Origin of the sequence: Actinoplanes sp. GCM10030250 (genome assembly GCF_042666575.1) — a bacterium.
In the GTDB taxonomy this organism is placed as follows: Bacteria; Actinomycetota; Actinomycetes; order Mycobacteriales; family Micromonosporaceae; genus Actinoplanes.
Genome location: NZ_JBHTDO010000032.1, coordinates 44,744 through 66,444, shown reverse-complemented (window position 1 = coordinate 66,444; position 21,701 = coordinate 44,744). Strand labels below are relative to the sequence as shown.

The window sequence follows — 21,701 nt, the reverse complement described above, 5'->3', positions numbered from 1 at the left end:
GTATCCCTATTGTTTCCGCCGTGTTACGCACTGCGATGGCAGTGTGCGGCGAGAGCGTGAGGCGACCAACGGACACTATCGCGTACGCTCGGTAGACGTGGCTGCTTCCGTGAACGAATCCCTGGTCCCGGCCGGTCTGGAGCCCGCCGGGTTCGGTCCGCGGCTGGCCGCCCTGATGATCGACTGGCTTCTCTGCCTGCTGATCGCGAGCCTCTACGCCAGCCCGTTCAAGGTGGCCTGGCCGGCCGTCGTGGTGCTGGTCCTGGCGAACACCTTCTTCGTCGGGTTGTTCGGGCAGACGCCGGGGATGCGCGTGATGCGCGTCAGCTGTCTCTCCTACCCCGACGGCGGCGTGCTCGGTCTCGGCCGCGGTCTGCTCCGGGCCGCGCTGCTCGGCCTCTTCGTGCCCGCGATGATCCTGAACAGTCAGGGCCGCGGCGTGCACGACCGGATCGCCGGCTCGATCGTCACCTCGGTTCCCCGGAGCTAGGTGCCCTCCCTTCCGACAACTCCGCCACCCGGTGTGCGTACCCCGAACGCTTGTTGATCGGTGACGATGTCGCCGTCGGCGCGTTCCGGTGCCTGCTCACCACCGTGCCGGCGTCTCTCCGGCTCGGGCGAGGGCTGATCGGGGGTGGCCGCACGGCTGCGCAGGCTCTGCGGCGCGCTGTCCGGCTGGGTCCGCTGCGGCGCGCCGACCTGCCCGGAACCGGCCCGCGCCCGAGCGTCCTCGGCCCCGAACCAGTCGTCCCACGCGGGCCTTCCGGTGCGCGGCTTTGGCCGATTCGGAACAGGCTGCGGGGCGGGCGCCGACCGATTGAGCACAGGCTGAGTGGCGGGCGAGCGCAGCTCTTCCTCACTGCCGGGACGCCGGTCGCGCTTCGTCGCTGGATTTTTGAGTACGGCCGGAGCTGCTTCACCGTCTTTCCCGGTCCGCGTTCCCGCACCGAGTTCCGGAGCCTCGGTGAGGCCGCGGCCGGTCCTCGCCGGCGGGACGATCGTCAGGCCGGCCGGTGCCTGAGCCTTGTCACGGCCGGCTCGCTCGCGACGGCCGGAGGACCCCGCCCCGGTGGGACGGCGCAGCGACCGTCCCGGCGGCGGCGCGCTGCCGGGCGGCGGAACAGTTCCGCCGTCGCGCCCGAACCGGCTGATCTGCCCGGGGATCGGCGGCCGCAGGATCGAGGGCGGGATGATCGACGACCCGCCGTTCGGCCCGGGAGTTCCCGGAACCGCGGCACCTGGTGGAAGCGTCCCCGGCTGCGGCAGATCCTGCCCGGGCGGCAGCGCTTGACCAGGTGGCAGGACCTGACCGGGCGGCAGCGCTTGACCAGGTGGCAGGACTTGACCGGGCGGCAGCGCTTGACCAGGTGGCGGGACCTGACCAGGCGGTAGAGCTTGACCGGGCGGCAGAGTCCCCGGCGGCACGACACCAGGCGGCACGACGACACCAGGCGGCACGACACCGGGAGGCACGACTCCAGGCGGAACGGCGCCGGGCGGTACCGAGCCTGGCGGCATTGAGCCCGGCGGCTTGACCCCGCTCGGCGGTTCCTTCCGACCGGGGATCGGAGAATTGTTCCCCACCGGATTGAGGACGAACTGCGGCGGCACCGCCCCGGCATTCGCCGGCGCACTCAGCACCCCACCCGACGGCTGCACCGGCGGGCCCACCCCGTTCGCGACCACGGCGATGTAATCGAAGTACTGGTCCCCGTACTTCATCGCCAGCGCCTGCGCCTCACGCCGGAACCGCTCACCCACCTCGGTGGAATCCTCGGCGATCTCCTCTCGCGCGGCCGCGTTCCAGCTGACCCCACTGCTCAGGAACGAACCCAGGTTCTCCAGGAACCCGACCTCCCGAGCCGCGCGCATCTCCTGCTCGTACCGCTGGACCAGCGCGTCGACCTCCCGGCGCGCCTCCAGGCTGATGCCAACCAGATGCCGGAGCGCGGTGACGTTCCGTTGCACCGCGTCCATCCACACGTCGAGATAGGTGAGCGCCTCACCCGGGCCCTTGCGCAAGAACGCGTCCCGCGCCTCCGGCGACTTCCAGTGCTCGTCCTGCAGAACAGTGCTCTGCTGCACCACGAAATGCTGGATTCCGGCGAGGAACGTCCACGCGTTCTGCCACTGGTCGGCGAGTGCGGCCATCTGCTCCGGGTGCATGTTCCGGATCTTCTGCGCCACGATCTCGACGGTCAGCGGGTTGCCCGGACCGGGCGGCGCGGTGAACGGCACCTGCGACGGCGGGTAGCTGCCGTAGTGCTCCTGACCGCTGTACGGGCTGTAGCCGTAGTTCGGATCGGCGGTCGCGCCCCAGTACTCACCCATCGGAGGTCCGCGCACCGACCCGTACCCGGTTCGTCTCCTCGAGCAGCCCGCTCTCACTCGGGCGGTAGGTGCTCGTCGTCGACTCTCCGGTCGCCGGATCCACCTTCTCCTCCGTCAGACTCGTGGTGCGCCCTCCGGAGTCGACAATCTCGGTGACGGTCGTTTCGCCGTACCCCTGCCTGGTCTCGGTCGTGGAATTGAGCGTGCCGTCCGCGCCGAAGGTCTCCTCGGTGGTGATCCGGATCGTCCCGTCGGTGCGCTCCGACGTGCGCGTGGTGCTCGTCCCGCCGCCCCGGCCGATGACCGTGGTCGTGGTCGTCGTGGCACCGCCCGGCGCCGTGAACGTCGTGATCTCCCGCCGCTCGCCGCCCGGCCCGGCCGACGTCTCCACGGTCTGTTGCGCGGAAACCGGGGTCACCACACCGACCCGCCACTCAGGACTGTCAGCCGCGGGCGCCGGTTGCGCCGGCCGGGGTGCGAAGGCGTTCAGCACGTCCGACAGCGAGGCCGCCGCCACCGCGTCGCCAGACCGATACTGCTCAGCGATCGCCCGTGCCGCACGCCCGACATCGCCCAGCGACGCACCGAGCTTGCCCAGGTAGACGCTCAACTCACCGGCGTTCGCCACCAACTGGGCCCGGACGGCGTCCGCCTCGCCGAGCACGTCACCCCGCCACGCCTGCCCCGGCATCTCACCCAGCGAAGCCAGATACGGCGCCCGCGACGCGATGTCCGCCTGCTGATCCGCCATGTGCCTCGCGTATTCGGTGAGCCCGTCCAGGTCGACGTCCACACCGGGTCCGTCGTCGAGCCACGGTGTGCTCGTGTTCGCCGAGGTCTGTTCCGCGTAGGGATTCTCCGCGTCCATCCCGATCACACCCGATTCCGCCGGCGGGAAGTTACTGACGCCGATGTGTACACGCGTCCCCGAAATCCGGTTCGAACCGACTGTGCACACCCGGTGTACGGGGAGTCATAGACCGCCAACCCGGAATTGGGGAGCAGGACCATGGCAGCAGGTCAGTTGCACGCCACACAGGAACAGCTGAACACGATGGCGCAGCGGTGCGGCGAGACCGGGCAGACCGTCTCGTCCGGCACGAACCGGCTGATGGGACAGATCCAGTCCCTCAGCGGCGCCGGCTTCCAGGGCACCGCCAACAACGCCCTCCAGGACGTCTCGGTACAACTCAACGAGGGCCTCCGCAAGATCATGAGCGCCCTGGACGAACTGGGCGGCAAGATGTCGTCCGCCGCCTCCACCTTCGGCGCGAACGACGACGAGGCGGCACAGTCCATCCGCGCCGGAGCGGCACCCGGCCTCGACCAATCCGTCGTCAACATCCTGCGCGGCTGAGGGGAAACTCATGAACATCACCTACGACTTCGGCCAGATCAGCGAGGTCTCGGCCGCGATCAACACCTTCCAGAACCAGATGGACCGCGAGCTCGGCGACCTCTACACCGCCTTCACCCAGCTCTTCGCCCAGGACTGGACCGGTTCCGCCGGCACCGCCTGCGACGAGGCCCGCCAGAAGTGGAACCAGGGCGCCGCCGAGATCAAATCCGCCCTGGCCGGCGTCGGTGTCCGCCTCAGTGACTCCGCCTCTCGCATGCAGCAGGTCGACCAGCAGATCGCCGCAACGATGTAAGAGCCAGGTTTCGTACGACCGACGAAGAGTTCCGCCCCCGCGCAGCGAGCTGCTGCCCACTCGAGCTTGTGCCGCCACCGCCGGGCTGAGCTGCCACGAGACCTGACCCCCGGCCCGCTCAGCTCTCGCACCTGCCGTCCCGCTCGCCGTCCCGCTCAGCTCTCGCACCCGGCGTCCCGCTCGCCGTCCCGCTCAGCTCTCGCACCCGCTGTCCGCTCGCCGTCCCGCTCAGCTCTCTCGCCCAGCTGGCCGTCAGCGTTGTTTCCCCACCCGCAAGGTCACTCCGAGCGCCAGCCGGTCCGCCCGGCTGGCGCTCAGCGGGGTGTTTCGCGGCCGGGGGCCCCTCTGGGCGCCAGCTGGTTGGCTCGGCTGGCGTTGAGCGGGGTGTTTCGCGGCCGGGGGCCCCTCTGGGCGCCAGCTGGTTGGCTCGGCTGGCGTTGAGCGGGGTGTTTCGCGGCCGGGGGCCCCTCTGTGCGCCAGCTGGTTGGCTCGGCTGGCGTTGAGCGGGGTGTTTCGCGGCTGGGGGCGCCTCTGTGCGCCAGCTGGTTGGCTCGGCTGGCGTTGAGCGGGGTGTTTCGCGGCTGGGGGCGCCTCTGTGCGCCAGCTGGTTGGCTCGGCTGGCGTTGAGCGGGGTGTTTCGCGGCTGGGGGCACCTCTGTGCGCCAGCTGGTTGGCTCGGCTGGCGCTCAGCGGGGTGTTTCGCGGCCGGGGGCCCCTCTGGGGGGCGGCTGGGGGAGGGGAGAGCTCATCAGTTTGGGGTGGCGGCGGGGCTGCGGGCGGCGGCTGGGTCGAGGGTTACGCCGGTGGGGACCGTGGCGAGGAGGGGTGGGGGGATTTCTGTGGCGTCGGTGGAGCGGTAGCCGAGGAGGGCTACGGCGTCGGCGGTGGGGAGGGGGTGGCGGAGGGCTTGGTCGGCGATGAGTTGGAAGGTGTCGCCTGTGCGGAGGAGGGAGTAGGTGCCGGCGGGGACCTGGATGGCATCAGCCAAGGGACCGGCGGCGGAGGGGTCGGTGGTGGGGATGGCGTTGGCGAAGGTGGAGGGGGAGCCGTCGACGGTGAGGGTGGGTGGGTCGGTGGGGGTGGTGGTTGTGGCGCAGGTGGCCTGGGCGGGGGGCAAGGGGGCCAGCTGGGGGACGGCGGGCGGAGCGTTGTCGGCGGGGACGGCTTTGCTTTCGGGGGCCTGGGCCACGTCGTTGACGGAGACGGGCTGGGGATCGGCGGGGAAGGCGGCCTGGAGTACTGCCTGCTGGAGCGGGGTGATGGGGGCCAGGCCGTCGTCCAGGACCAGGTAGAACTGCTTTCCGCTGCCGGTCTCGGTGAACAGGACGTCGCCGTTGTCCGAGTTGTCGACGGCGCCGGAGGGATCGCCCCGGTCGTCGACGGCTATGGGAGCGATGTCGGTGCCGGAGGGCAGGGTGGTGAGCCAGGCGGCGCCGACCCGGGTGGGCTGGGTGGCGCCGAAGAGGGCCGGGATCGTGGTGCGGGCGTTGCGGATCCGGTGTTTGCGGCCCTGGACCACCAGGTGGTTGAGGTCGCCGTCGGTGACCAGGAGGCCGCGGTCGGCCAGGGGGGTGCCGTCCGGGCCGGAGGAGGCGACGAGCAGGACCGACGTGGCGTTGTCGCCGGGGACGGTGCAGATCGTCCACGGCAGACGGACCTGGCGGGAGGCGTCGGGCAGGGAGGCGGGGGCGCCGGCGATGCCGATGGTGACGCCGCGCGGGGTGCCGGTCAGGTCTTTCGCGGCTATCCGGAAGACGGGCGGGTCGGGCCGGCCGGAGGCGAGTTTCGCCGAGGTGAAGTTGAGGGTGGGGATGAGCTTGTCGTCCAGGTAGACGAAGCTCGCTCCGGTCTCGCGCTCGACGACGACCGAGCCCTCGGATTGCCAGCGGTTGTCGCCGGTGCCGGTGAGCAGGCCGTGGATGCCGAATCCGGCGGCGACTAGGACCGCGATCATCAGGCCGCCGAAGAGGGCGCCGATGCCGCGGCGCAGCGGTGACTGGGCCGGGTCGGTCTCGCGCATCACGAAGGCGGAGATGACGCGCTGGTTCCTGAACTGGTACGACTGGAGCTGATCGCGCCGTGAGGTCACCGGCGGTCACCCGCCGATCGAGGCGAACAGTCCGCGGACGGCGTCGAAGAGGCCGATGACGCCGCACGCCAGCGGGATCAACGCCATGATCGCCACGACGTCGAGGATGTCGGCGGCGCGGCCCAGGTAGGGCGAGGGCGGTTTGCGGGTGAAGGCGAGCGTGGCGGGGAGTGCGACGGCGGCCACCAGCAGGGCGCCGGCGAGCAGGGCCACACCGGGGACCGCGCCGCTGACGACCGAGCCGATCCCGATGCCGGCCAGCCCGGCCAGGCCCGCCACCAGCAGCGGGACACGTTGTGCGGGGGTGGGCAGCAGGCGGGCGCGCAGCAGGAGGGCGGCGACCGCGGCGACCATGAGCAGGACGGCGGAGAGGCTGGGGCCGGTCAGCGCCAGGTAGGTCATCGCGACGATCGTGCACAGTCCGGCCGAGAGCAGGAAGCCGGTCAGCACCTCACCGGCCCGGACCACGGCGGCGAAGACGTCGGCCCGGCGGGGCATCGGCTTGTCGTCGAGGATCTCCTCGGCCCGGGCGGGCAGTTCCGGGTACGGCAGGCGGCCGATCCAGCCGGCCAGCACCGGGTACGCCGGGAGCAGCCCGATCGCCGTGGTCAGCGCCACCGCCGCGGCACCCTGTGCGGACATCCCGGCGAACGCCAGCACCCCGGCGAGCAGCCCGGTCAGCCCGGCCGCCATGCCGGCGACGAAGAGCCGTGCCGTCCCGGCGACACCGGCGTGCCCGATCACGCTTACCACCAGCAGTGTCGCGGAGCCGAGCAGCAGGCCGGGGGTTCCGATGCCGAGGAAGCCGGCACCCGGCTCGGTGAGGAGCCAGGCGCCGCCGAAGAACGCGTACGGCAGGCCGGCTGCGGCGACCACACCGCCGGCGGGCGCGTCGTGGAGCGCCCGGGACAGCAGGACACCGACGACGGCAAGGGCTAGGGACACGAGGAGGGCGACGACTCCGGCGATCACCCAGCCGGTACCGCCGACGACCAGGCCGGTGATGCCGAGCAGCAGCGCGCCCGCGGTGACGGCCAGGCCGCAGCGGCGGGTCGCGGCGGCGCTCCAGGACCGGGCCGCGCTGCGGGAGCCGTTGGCGATCACTTCGACCACGTCGTCGTACGCAAGCTCCGGCCAGTCCTCCCGGGCCGGATCGAGGTGCAGCAGCTCGCCGTCGCGCACGCCCTGGGCAGCGAGGTTGCGGCCGGGCTCCAATGTGGCACCGGTGGCGCGGCGCAGCACCCAGCCGCCGTTCTGGTCGGCCGCCTCACCCAGGGCGCCCTCGGCGTGCCGGAGCAGATGCGGCAGGAGCTCGGCGACGAGCATGGTGTCGGGCAGGGCCAGATCCATCCGGCGGGCCGGTGCGGCCACTGTCACCCGGGCCAGACTCGGTCCACCCGGTGTGGTCACAAGATCACCCCCTGCGACGGCGCGACCCCAAAGTAGCAGGATTCGCCGATATGATGGTCACCGATCCGTCGTCACCGGGGAGCCCAGTGTGACCGTCACGATCATCAAGCGCCCGCCGCGGCGCCCAGCGCCCGGCATGCCCTCGGGCGAGGTGCTGCTCGATCCGCCGCCCGAGGTGCCGCCACCCGCCGGCAAGGGCTGGACGCGGATGCTGATGATCCTGCCGATGGCCGCCGGTGCCGCCGCGATGGGCCTGATGATGGGCGCGCAGCGGGGCGGCGCGGTGACCTATGTGGCCGGCGCGATGTACGGCGTGTCCATTCTCGGCATGATCGCCATGATGGCCACCAGCACCACTGGCCCGGGCAAGCGCGAGATGATCGAGTCGCGACGGCAGTACCTGCGACATCTCACCAGGCTGCGGGCCCAGGTGCGAGCCACGATCAAGCAGCAGCGTGAGGCGCTCCACTACCGCAACCCCGACCCGGGATCACTGTGGAGCTTCGTCGACAGCGGCCGCCTGTGGGAGCGCCGGCGTGGTGACGCCGACTTCACCGTGGTCCGGATCGCTGTCGGCCCGCAGGAGGTCGCGACCCGCCTCATCCCGCCGCAGACCCGCCCGGTCGACGAGCTGGAGCCCCTCTGCGCGCTCGCGCTGCGCCGGTTCGTCAACACCTACTCCGTCGTGCCCGACCTGCCGGTCTCGGTGGCGCTGCGCGACTTCTCGCACCTGTACCTGCGCGGCGCCGGCGAGCCGGTGCACGATTTCACCCGGGCCCTGCTCGCACAGATCGCCACCTTCCACGCTCCCGACGACCTGCGCATCGGGGTGTGCGTGCCGGACCATCTGCGGGGCCGCTGGGAGTGGGCGAAATGGCTGCCGCACGCCCAGCACCCCGGCAAGACCGACGCGACCGGCCCGGTCCGGCTCGTCGCCCCGAGCGTGCCCGCGCTCGAGGCGATGCTCGACGACGTGCTGGTCAACCGGCCCCGGTTCGATCCGGCCGGCGGGGCAACCGGCGGACCGCACGTGGTGGTCGTCATCGACGGCGGCTCGACGGGCGGCTCCGACCACCTGATGACCGAGGGTGGCGTCGCCGGGGTCACCATCCTGGACCTCTCAGTGCCACCGCCCCGGCTGCTCGACGACACCTCGGTGGTGCTGGAGATCGCCGCCGACGGGACGGTCACCGGCACCACGATGGACGGTGCCACGGACGTCGGCCGGGCCGACGGGCTCAGCCTGCCGGAGGCCGAGGTGCTGGCGCGCGAGCTCGCACCGCTGCGCCTGTCCGCCACGTCGTACGGTGATCAGCCCGCCATCTCGCAGGACATGGGACTGGCCCAGCTGCTCGGCGAGGACGACCCGTACCGGATCGATCTGACCGCACTCTGGTCCTCGCGGCCCAACCGGGACCGGCTGCGGGTGCCGATCGGCATGGGCCTCGACGGGCGGCCGATCGAGCTGGACCTGAAGGAGTCGGCGCAGGACGGCATGGGCCCGCACGGGCTGCTCGTCGGCGCGACCGGCTCCGGCAAGTCCGAGCTGCTGCGGACGCTGGTGATCGCGCTCGGGCTCACCCACGACCCGGAGATCCTCAACTTCGTCCTTGTCGACTTCAAGGGTGGCGCCACTTTCGCCTCGCTGGACAGGCTGCCGCACACCGCCGCGATGATCACGAACCTGGAGAACGAGCTGCCGCTCGTGGACCGGATGCTCGGCGCCATCCAGGGCGAACTCACCCGGCGGCAGGAGCTGCTGCGCGGGGCGGGCAACTACGCGTCGCAGCGGGACTACGAGCGGGCCCGGTCGGCGGGGGTGCCGCTCACCCCGCTGCCGAGCCTGCTCTTCGTGGTGGACGAGTTCTCCGAGCTGCTCAGCGCCCGTCCGGACTTCATCGACATGTTCGTCCAGATCGGACGGGTCGGCCGATCGCTCGGTGTCCACCTGCTGCTCGCCTCGCAGAAACTGGAGGAGGGGCGGCTGAGGGGACTCGAGTCGCATCTGTCCTATCGGATCGGGCTTCGGACGTTCTCGTCGATGGAGAGCCGGGCGGTGCTGGGTGCTCCGGACGCTTATGAACTGCCACGATCGCCGGGGCACGGGTATCTGCGTACCGGCACCGAGGCGCTGGTCCGGCTGAAAGCGGCGTATGTCTCCGGTCCGGTTCGGCGCAACGGCGGCGCGATGCCCGCGGGCGCCCGGACCGGCACCGTGGTGCGTGACTACACGACGTTCTACTCGGTGCCGGAGCGTAACCCGGAGCCGGTTGAGGTGGAGGAGCCGCCCGAAGAGGGCGACACGCTGCTCGAAGTGCTGGTCCGGCAGATGGAGGGCAGGGGCACTCCCGCGCACGAGGTGTGGCTGCCGCCGCTCGACAAGGCGCCCACCCTCGGCCAGATGATCCCGGAGACCATTCCGGCGCCGTTGCACGCGCTCGGCGGCATCGTCGACAAACCGTTCGAACAACGGCGCGATCCGATGTGGCTGGACCTCTCCGGCGCGGGCGGCAACCTCGTGGTCGTCGGTGCCGCTCAAACCGGAAAGAGCAATTTCTTGCGTACGGTGATCGCAGCTCTTTCCTTGACCCACACCCCTCGTGAGGTGCAGTTCTATGCTCTTGATTTTGGAGGTGGACCGCTCAGCGGGCTGATCGACCTGCCGCACGTCGGCGGCGTGGCCACCCGGCGCGACGTGGATCGCGTCCGCCGCACCATCGCCGAGTTGCACGGGCTGATGCGCGCCCGCGAGGAGCTCTTCGCCCGGGAGAGTGTCGAAGGCGCCGCGGACTATCGGCGGGCCAAGACGCAGGGCAGGTTCGCCGAGGACCCGTTCGGCGACGTGTTCCTGGTCGTGGACGGCTGGTCGACGCTGCGCACCGAATTCGAGGACCTCGAGTCCACGGTGCACGAACTCGCCAACCAGGGACTCGGCTTCGGCATCCACATCCTCGCCGCCACCAACCGCTGGACCGACATCCGGCCGCAGATCCGCGATGTCTTCGGCACCCGGCTCGAACTGCGGCTCGGCGATCCCAGCGATTCGGTGATCAACCGGCGCGAGGCGGTGAACGTGCCGGTCAAAGCACCCGGCCGCGGTCTCACACCGGCCGGCCACCACTTCCTGGCCGCGCTGCCCCGCATCGACCGGGAACAACGCGTCGACGACCTCGCCGAGGCCGTCACCGATCTGGTCAAACACGTCGCCGAGCAGTGGACGGGCCCGCCCGCTCCCCGGGTCCGCCTGCTACCCGCCGAGCTGCCCTACGAGGCACTGCCGCCGGCCCAGGGGGCGGTGATCCCGATCGGCGTCGCCGAAGCCGACCTGCAGCCGGTCTTCCTCGACTTCGGCGCCGAACCGCACGCCCTGCTCTTCGGCGACGTGGAGAGCGGCAAGAGCTCGTTCCTGCGCAGCCTCGCCCGATCCCTCACCGCCAACCACGGCCCCGAACAGGCCCGCCTGCTCCTCGTCGACCTGCGGCGCAGCCTGCTCGGTTGCGTCCCCGCCGAGCACACCATCGGGTACGGCAGCTCGCACCAGGTCACCGCCGGCCTGATCGAGCAGGTGGCCGTGGCCATGCGGGAACGGCTGCCCGGCCCGGACGTCACCCCCGAGATGCTCAGCGACCGCAGCTGGTGGAAGGGTCCCCAGCTCTACGTGCTGGTCGACGACTACGACCTGGTGGCCGGTGCGACCCAGAACCCGCTCCTGCCCCTGCTCGAGTTCCTGCCGCAGGCCCGCGACATCGGACTGCACGTCGTCATCACCCGCCGGATCGGCGGCGCCAGCCGGGCCCTGTTCGACCCGGTGATCGGCCGGATCCGGGAGCTGGCGTCACCGGGCATCATGATGTCCGGGCCGCGGGAGGAGGGGCCGCTCTTCGGCACCCTGAAGCCCCAGCCGCTGCCGCCGGGCCGCGCTTGGATGGTCACCCGCAAGCACGGCGCTCGGCTCGTCCAGCTCGCTTGGACACCGCCGGCTCGCTGACCCACCTCCCGGCCTTACTTCCCCGTCTTACTTCCGGGCCTCACCTCGCCTCCTCGCCTCCTCGCCTCCTCGGTCGCTGGCTTGCCTCGCGCCGGCTCATCTTCGGGGTGGGCCGACGTACTGCTGTTCGAGTGCGGTCTGCTGCAGGAACACGTACTGGTCGGCGCCGTCCCCGACGACGGCGAGCATGTCGTCGGCGACGGCCTCCAGGAAGCGGCTCTCCGGGCCCATCCGCAGCGTCGGCGCGGCGATGGCGACCTCCTCGCCGCCGAGCCGCTGCAGCAGGACGATCCGGGCGTCCTGCAGCGCTGTCACGCCGGACCGGTCCAACTGCCGCAGGATGGTCAACTGCGTGTGCCACTCACCCAGCGGCGGCGGAGTCGCCGGCCCCGTCATGCCGAGGTCATAAACGGTCAGGGTGGGAAGCTGCGCGGTGCCGGGCGGGAACCCGCCCTGGTCGCTGCTGAGCACGGTGAGCCGGTTGTACTGCCCGGTGGCGCGCTCCCCGAAGCCGGACCAGGCCTGCGGCTCAGTGGTTACCACGATCGCACGGGCGCCGAGCGCGAACGCCCGGAAGATCAGGAGCTGAGCGGCCCAGACGCCACCGACCAGGGTGATCCGGACCGGTTCGGGGGCGAAAACTCTCAACGGTACGGGCGAACGGTGCTGATCCCGCCCGAGCAGCAGTCCGGAGCCGGGCGGCGCCGCGATCGCCACGCGGCGCAGCCCGGTACGCGGGATCGCATGCCATCCGATGTGGAGCCTGCTGGTTCGCCCGGAGGGCCCGGTTCGTTCCTGCTCCCGGGCGTCCGTCGGTCCGTCCGGGTCGTGCGGTGGCCTGCGGGATTGGTCGGGGATGGTGAGACGGGCCAGGGGTGCGGAGGTGACTGGTGGCGCGGACGCTCCGGGAAAGGGGGCGGCTGCCGCGGCTGATCCGGTGACGGTTGTGGCTGGTGGCGCTGTTCGTCCGGTGGCCAGTGTTGCTGGTGGCGCCGCTCGGCCGGTGGCGGGTGTGGCTGGTGGTGCCACTGATCCGATGGTGGACGTGGCGGGTGGCGCTGTGGGGTCGGTGGCGGTGGGCGGAACCGATGCGGCTGCGCGCTGGCCGGGCGTCGCGTGGTGGGTGTCGGTGGCATCGACCGGGGGTGGTGGCACGGGAGCGTGGGCTCGGGCCACTGTCGGCGGGACCTGTTGCGGTCCGGGTGTCTCCGGATGGCTCATCCCGGGCCACCTCCGGTCGGGGCGGTCGCGTAGGTGGCTGGGCCGTGCTCGCCATCGAGGGGCTGGAGTTCGGTGGCCATCTGGAGTGCGCCTTCGAGGAGCATGCGGTCCAGTGCTTGCAGGTCGGCTTCCGGGCGGGTTGCCAGGCGGAGCAAGGCTCGGACGGTGATGTCCTGCCCGTTTGCGCTGAGGATGAGGGCTGTGCTGGTGAGGGCTACCGGTGCGGTGGCGGCCCACGCGAACAGGGAGCTGATCTCGGCTACCTGGGCCGGCCAGGTACGCAGCCAGTAGGTGCGGTGCGTGAGCCGGGCGGAGCGCCAGTGTGTCCATGACTCGTCCACGTCGGTCCCCGGGGCGACGTCGCAGGAGCGGGACAGGGAGGCCACGATCTCGCCGGCGTTCAGGGTTCGGGCGGTGAGGCCGAGCCTGCGCAGGTTCGTCACCAGCTTGCGGCCCAGGCCGGCGGCGAGCGCGGCGGCGGACTCCGGGTCGGCGGTGTGGTCGAGCAGGGCTTCGGCGAGCAGCCGGGCGTCGACGCGCACGCTGATCGACGTCTCGCGGTGGGCCGGGACCGGGGCCGGGCTCACTGCCTGCACCAACTGCCGGTAGGACGACCCGGCGGGAGAATCGGGATGCACGTCGGGACTGGGCGCCGGGATCGTGTGTGTGACCAGCGCCAGCACGACGCCGGGCTGGTCGGTGCTGTTGAGGAGTCCGGCCAGGGCGTCCAGCGGAAGCGGCCCGGTCGCCGGATCGAGCGCGACGACGCTGAACCAGCCCGCTTCATCCCGCGCCACACCGGTCCCGTCCCGCGCCACACCGGTCCCGTCCCGCGCTGCGCCGGCGACGGTTGTGCCGTTGTGGGGGGCGGGGATGTCGCGGACGGTCAGGCCGGGGGCGATCGTTCGTAGTGCGGCCAGCAGGGGGCCGGCGTCCGATTCCAGTCGGGCGGCGCGTCGCCGGTGGAGGGCGCGGGCGATCCGGCGGTGTTCCAGCCACCAGCGGTCTTGCCGTCGGCTGAAGAAGACCAGCAGGAGGACTGCGGCGAACGCGGCCGCGATGACTGTGGGGAGCAGGCCCTGGGTGAGGCCGGCGATGACGGCGAGGACGGAAGCTTCGGCGGCGAGGATCTGCGCGAGGCTCCATGAGCCGAGGTGGCCGCGGCGAGGGACTGGGCGGGCGGTCGAGTCGGCGGTTGTCGGGGGTGGGGGATAGCCGTCGCTGCTTCGCACCGGATCACCCCCTAGACGGTCAGTAACGACGCAATTCTATGAGAGTAATCATGATCGTCGTTGTCCCGGCGCGGCTGAGTTCCGTGTGGCTCTGTAACCCACCGGCTGGGCGTGGGCGGGGTTTTTTGGGCGCGAGGGCACCGCTGAGGGCCAGCTGGGTGGACGGGCTGGGCGTGGGCGGGGCTTTCTGGGCGCTAGGGCACCGCTGAGGGCCAGCTGGGTGGGTGGGCTGGGCGTGAGCGGGGCTTTTCGGGCTTGGAGGCACCGCTGAGGGCCAGCTGGGTGGGTGGGCTGGGCGTGAGCGGGGCTTTTTGGGCGTGGGAGCACCGCTGAGGACCAGCTGGGCGTCAGCGGGGGGTGGTGGGCGGTGACGAAAGAGGTGGGAGGTTGGAGGTGTTGGACCGCTACGTCCGGCGCGGGCGCTGCGGCCTGGAGTTGCAGGCCGCGCGCCGGGAGCAGAAGGGGACGGGACGATTTGGCGGAGCCGCAGTCCCGTACCCCTGAAGTTGCCTTTAGTGAGGGCGCTGCTGGCGGAACGCGCCCCTGAAGTTGCCTTTAGTGAGGGCGTTGCTGGCGGAACGCGCCCCAGACGTTGTTTTTAGCGTGGGCGCTGCTGGCGGAACGCGCCCTTGCTGGGCCGCATGTTCTTGGGGATCGCGCCCTTGGGCATCTGGGGGCGGGCCATCAGTGCGCCGAGGCGCTTGTCGAGGGCGTTGACGTCCTTGCCGGTGAGGTTGCGCGGCAGTTTGAGCATGGTGGAGCGGAGCTTGCGGACCGGGAGCTGGCCCTCGGCGCTGCCGATGATGTAGTCGTAGAGCGGGGCGTTGCCGATCACCTTGACCAGGCGCTTGCGCTCCTGGCTGAGGAGGTTGCGCACGCGCTGCGGGTCGCCCTCGGCGAGGAGGATGACGCCGGGGCGGCCGACCACGACGTGGACCATGTCGAACTGCGTGGTGGAGCTGGCGGCCGGGCGGACGCGCCAGTCGCCGCGCATGTTCTCCATCAGGGAGGCGGCGGCGCCGGGCTGGCCCTCCGCCACGTTCATCATCGCGGTGTTGGAGCGCAGGTTGAGCACGATCAGCACGGCCAGCAGCGTGAACAGGATGCCGACCGGGATCCAGAGCAACCCCCAGCCCAGGAGCACGGCGAGCACGGTGAGGGCGACCGGGATCGCCACCGCCGCGACGACCAGCGGGACGAACCACTTGTCCTGCTTCGCCGTGAACGCGAACACCTGGCCGATCTGCTTCAGGCGCTCGCGGAACGACACCTTCTCCTGGGGCTTTGCCATAGCCGCAAAGTGTAGTGGGGCTCAGGTACCTTACGGCGTCCCGGGCACCTCAGGAGTCCTGAGTAAGGAGGGGAGGGCCCCGGAGATCGGGCATCGTCCCCATGCCGGGCGGGTGCCTTCACGCGAAGAGTTACCGGTGCGACAAGCCGAACTCTTCCGCAGGAGGCCCGAGATGATCCCCTTCACCAGCCCTGAGATCCAGCTCGATCTGATCCGTGAGCACAACGACCGGCTGGTTCGTGAGGCCGCCCAGGACCGGCGGGCGCGGGAGTCGGCAGGCGGCCGGGAGCGCCGGTTCGGCAGGTGGCCGCGGATGCGCCGGTTCGGCGGGTGGCCGCGGATGCGCCGGTTCGGCAGGTGGCCGGGGGCGCGCCGGGCGAGGCGGCCGGCCGGGCAGTCGCTCGCGTCGTGAGCGGGGCGATCGGGGCGGAAAATCTGTCGTACCCGCGTGGCATGCTCGAACTCATGACGGTGAGTGCCCACAGTTCGGTTCTGGTCGGCCGCGACGCCGACCTGGCCACGCTGCACGAGGTGCTCAAGCGCGTCCGGGGTGAGGAGCCGTCGGCCCTGCTTGTCGGCGGTGAGGCGGGGGTCGGCAAGACGCGCCTGGTCGAGGAGTTCTGCCGGTCACTGGCCGGTGAGCCGGTCCGCCTGCTCACCGGCCAGTGCCTGGAGCTGGGTGAGGAGGGCCTGCCCTTCGCGCCGTTCGCTGCCGCGCTGCGGGAGCTGTCCCGGCGAGAGGGGCGCGCTGTGTTCGACGGGCGGGAGCCGGAGTTCGCCCGGTTGCTGCCCGAGCTGGGCCCGGCGCCGGAGCCCGGTGAGTCCCGCCGTGGGCATCTCTTCGAGCTGGTCGGGTCGCTGTTCGCCCGGCTCGCCGAGCAGCAGCCGCTGGTCCTGGTGATCGAGGATCTGCACTGGGCCGACCGTTCCACCCGTGACCTGATCGGCTTCCTGGTGCGCTCCGCGCGGGTGCCGGGGCTGATGCTGGTGGCCACCTATCGCACCGATGAGCTGCACCGCGGTCACCCGCTGCGGCCGTTCCTCGCCGAGTTGGAGCGGGTTCGCGGTGTGCAGCGGCACGAGCTCGACCGGCTCGACCGGGACGGCACGGCCGAGCTGCTGGGTCACCTGCTCGGCGCCGAGCCCGACGCGCCCACCGTCGACGCGGTCAGCGAGCGGGCCCAGGGCATCCCGTTCTTCATCGAGCAGTTCGCCTCGACCGGCGATCCGCGCTGCGGCGACATTCCCGAGAATCTGCGCGACCTGCTGCTCTCCCGCGTCGACCAGCTGCCCGAGTCGGCGCAGCGGGTGCTGCGGGTCGCCGCGGTCGGCGGGACCAGGTTCGGTCACGACCTGCTGGCCCGGGTCGCCGGGATGGACGATCCGACGCTGGAGTCCGCGCTGCGAGCCGCGGTGGCCGCCCAGATGATCGTTTTCGACCCCGCCGGGGGTTATGAGTTCCGGCACGCGCTGGTTCGCGAGGCGGTGCACGACGACCTGCTGCCGGGCGAGCACGCTCGGCTCCACGCGAAGTTCGCGGCGGTGATCGAGGCGGAGCCGCACCTGATCGATCTCGACCGTGCGCCGGCCGAGATCGCCCATCACTGGCACGCCGCCCACGATCATCCGCGGGCGCTGGTCGCCGCGCGCCGGGCTGCCGCCGACGCGGGGACCCGTTATGCGTTCGCGGAGAAAGCGCGTCTGCTCGACCGGGTGCTCGAGTTGTGGGAGCAGGTGCCCGACGCGGCTGCCCTTCTCGGCACCACCCATCTGGACCTGCTGGAGGAGGCGGCGCTCGTCGCCATCGACTCCGGGGAGCACATGCGGGCCCTGAGCCTGACCCGGGCGGCGCTCGGCGACCTGGACAGCGAGGCGGAGCCCCTGCGGGCGGCCCGGCTGATGATCCGGCGGGCGAAGGTGCTGCGTAATGCCGGTAAGAGTGACGGGGCGCCGGAGGCTCGCGAGGCGTACCGGCTTTTGCAACTGGTGCCGCGCGATACCGAGTGGCTGCGGCTGCTGGCCGACGTGGCGTATGTGTATGGAGGCATCGACGGCGACGAGGCAGCCGGGATCGCTCAGCAGTTCAAGGACACCGCGGCCGAGCTCGGTGACGAGGCCACCCAGATCTCCGCCGAGGTCATTGTCGGGCAGATCTGCGGCGGCAAGCTCTCCGCCGCGATCGCCCTGCCGGCCATGCGCCACGCGGTCGACCGCGCCCGGACAGCGGGTGACCTGCAGAGCTTCGCTCACTCCCTGGTCAACCACTCGGACGCGCTGTTCGAGGTGGGTGAGTATGCGGAGTCGGCCGCTGCTGCCGCCGAGGGAGTGCCGCACGCTGACCGGGTGGGTGTCAGCCGCACCACCGGGGTCTACCTTCTGGCCAACCACGCCGAGGCGCTGATGGCGCTGGGCGACTGGGACGAGGCGGACGCCCTGCTGGCTCAGGCGGCCCGGCACGATCCGCCGGGCACGCTTGCTGTCCCGTGGCTGCGGCTGCGCGCGCGGATCCGGCTGGCCCGCGGGCACGAGGGGGCGGATGCCTTGGTGGGGTTGGCTACGGCGTTCCTGAGTAAGCCGTTTCTGAACGCGGACACCCGGGTGTCCCTGCTGGAGCTGCGGATCTTGGCGAGCCGGGCGGCGGGAGATCTGGGTACTGCTACGAGCGTGGCAACGGCTGCAGTGCGCGATCGTGGGGTGAAGCAGCGCCCTCGGTACGGGTGGCCGCTGCTCGCGGCGGCGGCACGGGTGGTGGCCGTGCGACCGGACGCGGAGCTGGAAGCGGCCGTTCGGGAGGCGGTGGCGGGGCTGCCCCAGCGGTATCCGGCTGAGCGGGCCTGTGCGGCGGAAGTGGAAGCGCTGCTCGACGGTGGGGTGGAGCGGTGGCGGGCGGCGGTTGGGGCTTGGCGGGAGGACGGGCAGGCGTACCAGTTGGGGGTGGCGCTGCTCGGGCTCGCTGAGGCGGTGGCGGCGGACCGGCAGGCGGCCACGGAGGCGATCACGGAGTCGGTGGCGATCGCGGCCCGGCTGGGGGCTCGGCCGCTCGCCGAGGCGGGGGAGACGCTCGCGCGGCGGCTCGGGGTGCGGGTGGCGGCGGTCGGTGCGGCTGGTGGGGTATCCGGTCCGGAAGTGCTGACGGCTCGGGAGCGGGAGGTGTTGCGGCTTGTTGCTGAGGGGCGGAGCAACAGTGGGATCGCACAGCGGCTGTTCATCTCGCCCAAGACGGCGAGTGTGCATGTGTCGCGGATCATCGCGAAGCTTGAAGTGAGCAATCGGGTGGAGGCTGCGGCTGTGGCTCGTCGGTTGGGGCTGCTGGAGGAGTGACCTGACGGGCGGTTGGGGCTGCGGTTCGCTCTTGGGCGGGGCGGTTCCTTCGGTGGCTGGGCGTTGGGGGGTTGGAAAGGCTAAGGGCGGGTGGCGGGGCTTCCGATACTGGTGGCCGACTCCTCGTGTGGGAGTGGTTACTAACCGCGTTTGCCCTCAACCTTCGGAGGCCGAAGATGGACGCTGCCCTTGATGTGGCTTATCCGGTGGTCGACGCATTGTTCGGGCCGGACTCGGATCTGCCCTGGTGGGCTTGGGTGGCGCCGCTCGTGATGATCTTCGCCAAGTTGCTCGGGCCGGTGGTGGCTCCTGAGGCTGCTGGGGCGGGATCTGGCGTTCGATCCGGGAAGAAGGGCAAGAAGTCCAAGAAGGGTAAAAAGAAGTAGTTTTCTTGTACTTGGAGCGCCGTTCGGCGGGGGGCCCGGCGGGCGGCGCTTGTTGCTGTCCGGCTGGGTGTGGGTGCTGTAACCACCGCCCTGCCGGAGTGATCACTATCCATAGCGAACTCTCAGAACGACCTTGAATTGGACTCAACGCACAGATCAACTCGAACCTGGAAACGCTCTCAGGGTCAGCTGGGTGTAGGGGGGCGTTTGGGAGGTGGGCGGCCCCGCTCAGGGCCAGCTGGGTGGGTCCCTATGGTTTTGTCAAGGAGCTTGGTCGGGTGGGGTGGCGTTGGCCTGGTTGAGGAGTTGTTCGACGGCTCCGGGGCTACGAAGCACGCGGAGGTCAGCGTGGGCGGCGTTGCTCGCGATCGCGGCCATGACAGCGGGCAGGCTGCGGCGTCGGTAGGTGAGGACCCAGCGCCAGAAGGCCAAGTTCTCGCGGGAGCGGCGCAGTGCGCGCCAGGCGCAGCGCCAGAGGGGAAAGTCCAGCACAATGACGGTATCGGCGGCTCGCAGTCGTACGTCGAGTACGTCGTAAGGGCCGAGGTCGCCGTCGATGATCCATCGCTGGCCGTTGGTGAGCCGGTGTTGGATGTCCGTCCACCGGTCTTTGGGTGTTGGGGTGAGGTCTGGCGCCCAGAAGTGTTTATCCAGCTCGATGACCGGCAGAGCCAGGGCGGTGCCCAGGTGAGCGGCGAGGGTGGACTTACCCGCGCCGCCACGGCCGAGGATCACGATTTTCCTCATGCTGCTCGGGCACCCGGGTGGGCGGCGGGTGCCTGGTAGCGGGCACGGTTGCGCAGCATGGCGTGCAGGACGTCGACGCGACGGCGGGCGAGGCAGATGCGGGCGGCGTCGGCGATGACGTAGGCGTCGCGGGCGTCGGTCTTCGCCGTGCCTTGGTGCAGGTCAGCCAGCCGCCGCATGACCAGACCCGGCAGATTCGCCACCTGGTGCCCGCAAGCGCGGGCGACCGCGACGGGCAGTGCGACCGCATGATGGTCGGGTTTGCCGACCTCGAGCCCCAGGAACACGCCGTACTCGTCGTGCACGCCTTTGCCTCCCACGAGTCCACAAGGGGCTCGGTCGCTGGTCAGGGCGTCGGACTGCCGGCAACCACGTTACGGAGAGACCTACCCATGAGGGGTGGCCGGGTCCCTATCAGCGGTCCGCCGACGCCACCCGGCCCGGCGACAACACCCCCCGGATCATGCCTGCGACAGGGGCGATAAGTCATACCGGACCGAGCGACCGAGCAGTCCCCGGTGGGGACGATCAAAAAGGTAACGGGTGGAAGGCCCCGCTCAGGGCCAGCTGGGTGGCCCGGCTGGGTGTGAGGGGGCGTTTGGGGGGTGGAAGGCCCCGCTCAGGACCAGCTGGGTGGGCCGGCTGGGTGTGAGGGGGCGTTTGGGGGGTGGAAGGCCCCGCTCAGGGCCAGCTGGGTGGGGTGGCTGGACGGGAGTGGGGTGGGGGAATGGGTAGCGCCCGCCGGGTGGGCCGGGCGGGCGCTGGGGAGAGCGGGAGAGTGGGAGGGTCAGCCTCGGGCTTCGAGGGCCTGCTTGTAGAGGCGGCCGGCTCGGTAGGAGGAGCGGACCAGGGGGCCGCTCATGACGCCGGCGAAGCCGATTTGTTCGGCTTCGTCGCGGAGTTCGACGAACTCGTCGGGCTTGACCCAGCGCTCGACCGGGTGGTGGCGGGGGGTCGGGCGCAGGTACTGGGTGATGGTGATTAGTTCGCAGCCGGCCGCGTGCAGGTCGCGGAGGGCGGCGGAGATCTCGGAGCGCTCCTCGCCCATGCCGAGGATCAGGTTGCTCTTGGTGACCAGGCCGGCCGCTCGGGCCTGGGTGATCACGTCGAGGGAGCGCTCGTAGCGGAAGCCGGGGCGGATGCGCTTGAAGATGCGCGGGACCGTCTCGACGTTGTGCGCCAGGACCTCGGGTGCCGCGCCGAAGACCTCGGCGAGCTGGGTGGGGTCGGCGTTGAAGTCGGGGATCAGCAGCTCGACGCCGCAGCCGGGCTGGAGCTTGTGGATCTGGCGGACAGTTTCCGCGTAGAGCCAGGCGCCGCCGTCGGGCAGGTCGTCACGGGCGACGCCGGTGACGGTGGCGTAGCGCAGGCCCATGGTGGCGACGGACTCGCCGACGCGGCGGGGCTCGTCGGCGTCGAACTCGGCCGGCTTGCCGGTGTCGATCTGGCAGAAGTCGCAGCGGCGGGTGCACTGGTCACCGCCGATGAGGAAGGTGGCCTCGCGGTCTTCCCAGCACTCGTAGATGTTGGGGCACCCGGCCTCCTGGCAGACCGTGTGCAGGCCTTCTTTCTGCACCAGGCCGCGCATCTGCGTGTACTCAGGGCCCATTTTCGCCTTGACTTTGATCCACGGCGGTTTCCGCTCGATGGGAGTTTCGGCGTTGCGCGCCTCGATGCGCAGCATGCGGCGGCCCTCGGGAGCAATAGTCACACCCCGAAGATACGCCCGTTTGACGCCCACCTGACGCAGGGTGTGAGTGCCCTCACCGGCCCGGAACCAAATCGTGTGCACACCGGTACGAAAGTTGCTAACGTCCCCGCCACGGCATTGATGGGACCAAGTAACGCTCTGATTACACCGGCCGAGAGAGCCACCCGGGAGCTGCGAAGGGCGGCCCGGTGCCGGAGCGTGAAGACACCCGGAGCCGAGCACGAAAAGAGGCGCCTCAAGACTTACGAGGCGTGAAGGTGCGGTGGTACCGCGAGGATTCCCGCTCGCCCGCACCTCCCTGGGGCCGCGTTGCAGAATCCCG

The 21,701-nt window shown here is 71.0% G+C and carries 16 protein-coding genes and 1 pseudogene; 7 read left to right on the top strand and 10 right to left on the bottom strand.

Going from position 1 to position 21,701, the window contains the following annotated elements; translation table 11 throughout:
* The first annotated feature begins 97 nt into the window (after positions 1-97).
* The gene (locus ACFQV6_RS32770; protein WP_378031520.1) at positions 98-490 is read left to right on the top strand and encodes an RDD family protein; all 393 of its coding nucleotides are present in this window, start codon (positions 98-100) and stop codon (positions 488-490) included.
* Here ACFQV6_RS32770 and ACFQV6_RS32765 read toward each other — a convergent pair.
* Positions 487-2,331 carry a hypothetical protein gene (locus ACFQV6_RS32765; RefSeq protein WP_378031519.1) on the bottom strand — a complete coding sequence of 615 codons (1,845 nt, stop codon included), beginning with the start codon at positions 2,329-2,331 and terminating at the stop codon, positions 487-489. The two genes, ACFQV6_RS32770 and ACFQV6_RS32765, sit on opposite strands and share 4 nt — an antisense overlap.
* Positions 2,324-3,199, bottom strand: coding sequence for a hypothetical protein (locus tag ACFQV6_RS32760; protein ID WP_378031518.1), 876 nt, complete (start codon positions 3,197-3,199; stop codon positions 2,324-2,326). The genes ACFQV6_RS32765 and ACFQV6_RS32760 overlap by 8 nt, the downstream gene beginning before the upstream one ends.
* A 141-nt stretch (positions 3,200-3,340) precedes the next feature.
* Between ACFQV6_RS32760 and ACFQV6_RS32755 the strand changes: the two genes are divergently transcribed.
* Positions 3,341-3,688: a WXG100 family type VII secretion target gene (locus tag ACFQV6_RS32755; protein ID WP_378031517.1), complete on the top strand. Its 348-nt coding sequence runs from the start codon at positions 3,341-3,343 to the stop codon at positions 3,686-3,688.
* Between the two features lie 10 nt (positions 3,689-3,698).
* Positions 3,699-3,983, top strand: coding sequence for a WXG100 family type VII secretion target (locus ACFQV6_RS32750; RefSeq protein WP_378031516.1), 285 nt, complete (start codon positions 3,699-3,701; stop codon positions 3,981-3,983).
* A gap of 748 nt (positions 3,984-4,731) precedes the next feature.
* On the opposite strand, the gene eccB is transcribed toward ACFQV6_RS32750, so the two are convergent.
* Positions 4,732-6,072, bottom strand: a complete 1,341-nt coding sequence (gene eccB, locus ACFQV6_RS32745; protein WP_378031515.1) for a type VII secretion protein EccB — start codon at positions 6,070-6,072, stop codon at positions 4,732-4,734.
* A gap of 6 nt (positions 6,073-6,078) precedes the next feature.
* A complete protein-coding gene (gene eccD / locus ACFQV6_RS32740; protein ID WP_378031514.1) occupies positions 6,079-7,482 on the bottom strand; it encodes a type VII secretion integral membrane protein EccD in 1,404 nt (467 codons plus the stop codon).
* An 88-nt stretch (positions 7,483-7,570) separates the two neighbouring features.
* On the opposite strand from eccD, the gene eccCa reads away from it, so the two are divergent.
* The gene (eccCa, locus tag ACFQV6_RS32735) at positions 7,571-11,470 is read left to right on the top strand and encodes a type VII secretion protein EccCa (protein ID WP_378031513.1); all 3,900 of its coding nucleotides are present in this window, start codon (positions 7,571-7,573) and stop codon (positions 11,468-11,470) included.
* A gap of 96 nt (positions 11,471-11,566) precedes the next feature.
* On the opposite strand, the gene ACFQV6_RS32730 is transcribed toward eccCa, so the two are convergent.
* The 3 genes from ACFQV6_RS32730 to ACFQV6_RS32720 all read right to left on the bottom strand — a co-directional run bounded on the left by ACFQV6_RS32730 (position 11,567) and on the right by ACFQV6_RS32720 (position 15,214).
* A complete protein-coding gene (locus tag ACFQV6_RS32730; RefSeq protein WP_378031512.1) occupies positions 11,567-12,691 on the bottom strand; it encodes a hypothetical protein in 1,125 nt (374 codons plus the stop codon).
* Positions 12,688-13,923, bottom strand: a complete 1,236-nt coding sequence (locus ACFQV6_RS32725) for a type VII secretion protein EccE (protein WP_378031511.1) — start codon at positions 13,921-13,923, stop codon at positions 12,688-12,690. Before ACFQV6_RS32725 ends, ACFQV6_RS32730 begins: the two co-directional genes overlap by 4 nt.
* A gap of 598 nt (positions 13,924-14,521) precedes the next feature.
* A complete protein-coding gene (locus ACFQV6_RS32720) occupies positions 14,522-15,214 on the bottom strand; it encodes a DUF4191 domain-containing protein (protein ID WP_378031510.1) in 693 nt (230 codons plus the stop codon).
* 172 nt (positions 15,215-15,386) lie between these two features.
* Here ACFQV6_RS32720 and ACFQV6_RS32715 point away from each other — a divergent pair, with 172 nt between their 5' ends.
* From ACFQV6_RS32715 to ACFQV6_RS32705, 3 genes are all read left to right on the top strand, one after another.
* Positions 15,387-15,626 carry a hypothetical protein gene (locus tag ACFQV6_RS32715; RefSeq protein ID WP_378031509.1) on the top strand — a complete coding sequence of 80 codons (240 nt, stop codon included), beginning with the start codon at positions 15,387-15,389 and terminating at the stop codon, positions 15,624-15,626.
* A gap of 53 nt (positions 15,627-15,679) precedes the next feature.
* Positions 15,680-18,535 carry an AAA family ATPase gene (locus ACFQV6_RS32710; protein ID WP_378031508.1) on the top strand — a complete coding sequence of 952 codons (2,856 nt, stop codon included), beginning with the start codon at positions 15,680-15,682 and terminating at the stop codon, positions 18,533-18,535.
* A 176-nt stretch (positions 18,536-18,711) separates the two neighbouring features.
* Positions 18,712-18,921, top strand: a complete 210-nt coding sequence (locus tag ACFQV6_RS32705; protein WP_378031507.1) for a hypothetical protein — start codon at positions 18,712-18,714, stop codon at positions 18,919-18,921.
* A 261-nt stretch (positions 18,922-19,182) separates the two neighbouring features.
* Here the strand turns inward: ACFQV6_RS32705 and ACFQV6_RS32700 are convergent, their stop codons facing one another.
* From ACFQV6_RS32700 to lipA, 3 genes and pseudogenes are all read right to left on the bottom strand, one after another.
* Positions 19,183-19,668, bottom strand: a complete 486-nt coding sequence (locus ACFQV6_RS32700; protein ID WP_378031506.1) for a hypothetical protein — start codon at positions 19,666-19,668, stop codon at positions 19,183-19,185.
* Between the two features lie 98 nt (positions 19,669-19,766).
* Positions 19,767-19,973 (bottom strand): annotated as a pseudogene (locus tag ACFQV6_RS32695) (transposase); the annotation flags it as partial.
* 482 nt (positions 19,974-20,455) lie between these two features.
* Positions 20,456-21,418: a lipoyl synthase gene (gene lipA / locus ACFQV6_RS32690; protein WP_378031569.1), complete on the bottom strand. Its 963-nt coding sequence runs from the start codon at positions 21,416-21,418 to the stop codon at positions 20,456-20,458.
* Positions 21,419-21,701: the final 283 nt, after the last annotated feature.

Coding starts and splice junctions, on each gene's coding strand:
- ACFQV6_RS32765 (WP_378031519.1), bottom strand. CDS start 2,331: ATGGGTGAGTACTGGGGCGCGACCGCCGATCCGAACTACGGCTACAGC.
- ACFQV6_RS32760 (WP_378031518.1), bottom strand. CDS start 3,199: ATGGACGCGGAGAATCCCTACGCGGAACAGACCTCGGCGAACACGAGC.
- ACFQV6_RS32755 (WP_378031517.1), top strand. CDS start 3,341: ATGGCAGCAGGTCAGTTGCACGCCACACAGGAACAGCTGAACACGATG.
- ACFQV6_RS32750 (WP_378031516.1), top strand. CDS start 3,699: ATGAACATCACCTACGACTTCGGCCAGATCAGCGAGGTCTCGGCCGCG.
- ACFQV6_RS32730 (WP_378031512.1), bottom strand. CDS start 12,691: ATGAGCCATCCGGAGACACCCGGACCGCAACAGGTCCCGCCGACAGTG.
- ACFQV6_RS32720 (WP_378031510.1), bottom strand. CDS start 15,214: ATGGCAAAGCCCCAGGAGAAGGTGTCGTTCCGCGAGCGCCTGAAGCAG.
- ACFQV6_RS32715 (WP_378031509.1), top strand. CDS start 15,387: ATGATCCCCTTCACCAGCCCTGAGATCCAGCTCGATCTGATCCGTGAG.
- ACFQV6_RS32710 (WP_378031508.1), top strand. CDS start 15,680: ATGACGGTGAGTGCCCACAGTTCGGTTCTGGTCGGCCGCGACGCCGAC.
- ACFQV6_RS32705 (WP_378031507.1), top strand. CDS start 18,712: ATGGACGCTGCCCTTGATGTGGCTTATCCGGTGGTCGACGCATTGTTC.
- ACFQV6_RS32700 (WP_378031506.1), bottom strand. CDS start 19,668: ATGAGGAAAATCGTGATCCTCGGCCGTGGCGGCGCGGGTAAGTCCACC.